3 protein-coding genes are annotated in these 5,262 nt (G+C 34.6%); all 3 read left to right on the top strand.

What is annotated here, in order from left to right:
- Positions 1-1,032: hypothetical protein (locus ACXR6G_RS20005; RefSeq protein WP_458363229.1), on the top strand; the 1,032-nt coding region annotated here is incomplete at its 5' end.
- 380 nt (positions 1,033-1,412) lie between these two features.
- The gene (locus ACXR6G_RS20000) at positions 1,413-4,553 is read left to right on the top strand and encodes a DUF3427 domain-containing protein (protein ID WP_458363228.1); all 3,141 of its coding nucleotides are present in this window, start codon (positions 1,413-1,415) and stop codon (positions 4,551-4,553) included.
- Positions 4,554-4,786: 233 nt separating this feature from the next.
- Positions 4,787-5,203 (top strand): hypothetical protein, encoded by a 417-nt coding sequence (locus ACXR6G_RS19995; RefSeq protein ID WP_458363227.1) that lies wholly within the window; start codon positions 4,787-4,789, stop codon positions 5,201-5,203.
- Positions 5,204-5,262: the final 59 nt, after the last annotated feature.

Here is a 5,262-nt window from a genome sequence, read left to right as displayed (position 1 = left end):
AAAACAATTGATTTGACTCCATATTTGAATGTAGATACAAAACTATCTGATTCAGATATTTCAGCTTTAGGCTATATTAAGGATGCTGATGATGCCGATGCTGATTCGAGCAATGAGATTCAGGTTTTAAGTATTAGTAATGATACAGTTTATCTTGAAAATGGAGGGTATGTAAGACTTCCAACAGAAGGTTTTTATTATGCTAGTTGTGAAGGAGCTGATAATGTATATGAGTTAACTCAAAAATCAATTACAGAAATTTATGAAGGTTTATCAGTAAGTTTTAAGGCAAATCACTCAAATACAGGGCGAGTCTATGTTAAAATTAATAATGAAGAGAATATCGAGTTGAAAAAAGATGTTTCGCAAAACTTTGCTGGTAATGAAATCATTACAAGTCAGATTGTTTATGCAACTTTTGACGGGGAATTTTTTCAGAGCCATTTGAATAGTAGTGAAAGTGATATTTCTAATCAATCCGAACATGGAATAATTATCTATGAAGATGAAGGAGATTATTCTTTCACTGTACCCAAAGGCGTTTATCAACTGTTTGTTAAACTTTCTGGTGGAAATGGAGGCGATGGTGGAGATGTAATGAGGACTGGTCCTGTTCGCACGGATGAAGCAGGAGACGGAGGTTTTGGTGCCAATATCGTTGCAATTCTGAATGTTACCCAAGGGGAGGTTTTTGATTTTTCCTTAGGAGGTAATGGTGTGAATGCATCGGATGTTAGGATTTATTATAGTCCTCTTCGGGAAACTGAAGATGGAACAGATGGCAAAGATTCCTTTATGAGTAGGTCAAAAGATGCTAGTTTAGTTTTAAAAGCTGAAGGAGGCAAAAAAGGTAAAGGTTTCTCGAGAGATAATATTAATGGAGCTTCTTATAAGTATGAGGGTGGATATTATTGGTTTTGGAAGAATGGTGAAGATGGGAGTGTTGTTAATCCAGATAATAGTGGTGTTTTCTTACTTGAAGAGGGAATTAATGGAATAGAAGAGAATGCTAAAGTTGAAATTAAGTGGTGATTTTGAATAGAGATAATTATTGGGATAAAAGAGGCTTATTCAATTAAGAATAAGCCTTTCTTAATTTATTTCTTTGTTACAGTAAATTTAATTGTGGTGGTAAAAAAAATTGTAGTCTTGCATGTTTGAGATATATAATGAAGAGCTTTTATAGCTGAGTCTTTTTCTTCACAAAAGAAATCCTCGCCACATATCATAAAGCCCTGTTCTATCTTTAGAATGGGGCTCTTTTTATGCTTGACATTCTCACTTGAGCAGAGATGTTTTTCTCATTTCCCAACTTGAAAGATTTGGCAAGATAACTTTGCATAAATATTCAGTATTCAAAGAAAAACTTACCTTTATAAACTTAACTATTATGAATACTTAAATATTTCAATATGATTAAAGATGGTCTATATGAAGCATTAATTAACCAACTATTAAAAAGTAGATTGGATAATTTAGAAAAAGATCAATATCATATAAATGAAGTAAAGATTGATAAGGCCGAAGCATCTAAAGTTTTAACTAATTACACTGTCAATATTATCCATCAAGCATTAAGTCAAGTCTCGGGAGATGATTCAATAGAAAGACAAATAGATATTTGTAATAACATCATACGCTTACTTAGGGATCAACTGAATGATGAAGATTTTGAGGATGATTTAATAGATACAGAAGGAAGAATTTTATCGGCAGTTTTCACAAAGTTAGATGCGCGCTTCTCAGATATAAAAAAACATTTAAAAGAGATAACCCCACACAGTGGTTTAACTCAAAGTGAACTATTTACTGGCAGCAATGCAGGCATTTCGATGGAGAGTGAAATCAAAAAAGAGATTCTCTCTTCTGATCGAATTCACTTTCTAGTATCATTCATCAAATGGACAGGTATTCGAATATTTGAAAAAGAATTAACAGAATTCACGAACCGCGGAGGACAATTAAAAGTAATTACCACCTCATACATGGGAGCTACTGATGCAAAAGCTGTTGAATTTTTAGCATCATTACCCAATACTGAGATCAAAGTTTCTTACAATACCAGTAACGTAAGATTGCATGCAAAAGCTTATCTATTCCTAAGAGAGACAGGCTTCCATACAGGATATATAGGCTCTTCGAATATCTCACGTTCTGCATTAACGAATGGCTTAGAATGGAATATTAAATTAACGACTAAAGAAGTTAGTCATATCATCGAGAAGTTCAGAAAAACGTTCGATACCTATTGGCAAAATAGCGAATTTGAATTCTACGACGCTAATAGAGATCTGGTAAAACTAAAGAGGGCTCTTAAGAATGAACGCTTTTCGGGAAGCAGAACAAACACCACATTCTTTGATATTAATCCATACAATTTCCAGAAAGAAATTCTTGAGAAACTTGACGCTGAAAGAGAAGTTCACAATAGGTTTAAGAATTTAGTTGTTGCAGCCACAGGAACTGGCAAAACAATGATTTCAGCATTTGATTTCAAAAAATTTAAACAGCAAAATCCTACAGCAAAATTACTATTTGTAGCTCATCGTAAAGAAATATTAGAACAAGCTCAATCAACTTTTCAAGCTGTATTACGTGATGCAAATTTTGGGGAACTATGGGGGAATGGTAAGGAGCCAGAGAAATACGATTGCATTTTTGCATCTGTTCAAACATTAAAGAATAGGCTAGAAACTTTATCCTTATCTGAATCATTCTATGATTTTATAATTGTTGACGAAGTTCATCATATTAAAGCCTCAAGCTATCGCCCTATATTAGATAAGTTTAAACCCAAAATATTACTTGGTCTTACAGCGACGCCTGAAAGAATGGATGGTGCGGACATTCTATCTGATTTTTGTAATGTAATTGCAGCAGAAATTCGCTTACCTCAGGCATTAAATAAGGGTTTATTATGCCCATTTCAATACTTTGGAGTAACAGATAATATTGATTTATCGACACTCTCGTGGCAGAATGGGAAGTATATCCCAAGTGAACTAACAAAAGTCTACACAAAGAATGATGATAGAGTTAGACACATACTCAGAAATATTGAGAAGCACATCGCAGAACCTCATGAGGTAAGAGCTTTATGCTTTTGTGTCACTCAAGATCATGCAAAATATATGGCTGAGAAGTTTACGTTAGCCAATTATAAAGCCGATTATTTAACTAGTATAAATAACGGTGGAAGGGATCAAATAAAAGATCGGTTCCTCAATAAAGAGATCAATTATTTATTTGTTGTTGACATCTTTAACGAAGGCGTTGATATACCAGAAATAGATACGGTGTTATTCTTAAGACCAACAGAAAGCTTAACTGTTTTCCTACAACAATTAGGAAGGGGCTTACGACTATCAGATAATAAAGATTGCTTGACAGTACTCGACTTCGTTGGCAATTCTCGCCCTGAGTATGATTTTGAAGGGAAATTCAGAGCTCTTATTGGTAAAACGAATACATCAACTCAAAGTGAAATAGAAAATGAATTCCCTCACCTACCATTAGGTTGTTCAATTATCTTGGAGCAAAAAGCGAAAAACTTTATTCTAGACAATATTAAACGAGCAATAAATCTAAATAGGAATCAATTGATTCAACGTATTCGAGATTTCAAACATAACACCAACTTAGAATTAACAATCAAGAACTTCACAGAATTCTATCATATTCCAATCCATCAAATTTATAAGAAACGAAGTTGGAAAAGACTTTGTGCAAACGCTGGTGTCATTCATGATTTTGAATCGAAAAATGAACTTGAGATATCTAGAGCAATACAGTTGAAATGGCTTAGTTGCCGTTCTGCTTCATATTTCACCTTCATCTTAAATTGTATAAAGAATAAGTTCCAGCTGAACTTTGAACAACTTTCAGATACAGAAAAGTGTATGTGTCTGATGTTACATTACGATGTTTGGCAAGATGCTGGTGGTTTTTCTGATATATCAGAAAGTATCAAAGCAATCGGGCAGAATAAAGTTCTGGTTGATGAAATGAAAGAGTTGATAGAATTACTTTTAGATAGAATTGATTTTATTGAGCAAGAAATCGACCTAGGTTATCCAATGCCATTACAAGTCCATGGTAGATATATCCGAGATCAAATATTATCAGCCTTTGAATTCTACTCTTTTGAAAAGAAACCGAGTTCGAGAGAAGGTGTTCAGTATTTGAAAAACAAAAACACAGAATTACTTTTTATAACACTCAACAAATCAGAGAAAGATTATTCCCCAACAACCCTTTATAATGATTTCGCATTAAGCGAACGTATTTTCCATTGGCAATCTCAAAATTCAGCTCGCCCTGACAAAGGGAAAGGCGAAAGCTATATCAAACATCGTGAGTTAGATAAGAAAATTCTACTATTTGTAAGGGAAGCTAATGAAGATCAATATAAAAACACAATGGGTTTTGTCTTTTTAGGCGAAGGTCAAATTATGGATCATGAAGGTGCAAAACCAATGAATATTAAATGGGAGTTGAAAGAACCAATGCCTCCTTATATCTGGAAAGAATCTGCTAAGATGGCTATAGGCTAATGTGACTTATAGTCCAGGGACAAGCTTAACGCCTTTCCATAACTTCACATCAAAAAATATCACAAACATCAAGTTTTAGCATTTTTTTCGTGATGAGTACAATTTTGAAGATGATAGGCATTCAAAGAAACAACTTCCCAGTACTCACCTGCGTCCGTCCTGTAAGATTTTATTATCTTGCTGTTACACGAATTTAGTGAGAGGTTTATAAAATTATATAAAACAACATTATCATGAATTTCAGCGATATCGAAAACTGGTTACAAGAGTCAAAAGACAGGTATTCCGATTTTTATAAGGGAAGTCCATCGGTTGTCAGCATGCGGCTGATGCTTTTCTTCTTAAGGCTGCTCTTTGGTTTGGTTGCCATAGCTTCGGGCTTACTGCTTTTGTTTTCCTTATTTATGAATATCGGGCAAACCCTGGCCGATACCTTTGGCCTTAGCGATGTGCCCCTTTACGAAGAGGGGAAACTGAGTTTTCTAAGCATTACCCTGGGCATTTTGTTGGCGGTATCATTATTCAGTTTGTGGCTGATCAAGCTCGTTAGCCGCAGAAACAATCATATGTCCGATTTGCATAAGCTATTGGATACCCACTTTGCAGAAGGTGAGAAGCTGTTGGATGAATATAGACATACCATAAGCTAATTTCGGTATGCGTAAACTAAGGCAGAAGAATTGTAAAATAAGGCTGTCAGCTGCATCCC

It is taken from the genome of Ancylomarina sp. YFZ004, assembly GCF_054254355.1.
Note: the sequence above shows the minus strand (reverse complement) of the source record. Positions and strands in the feature narration are given on the sequence as shown.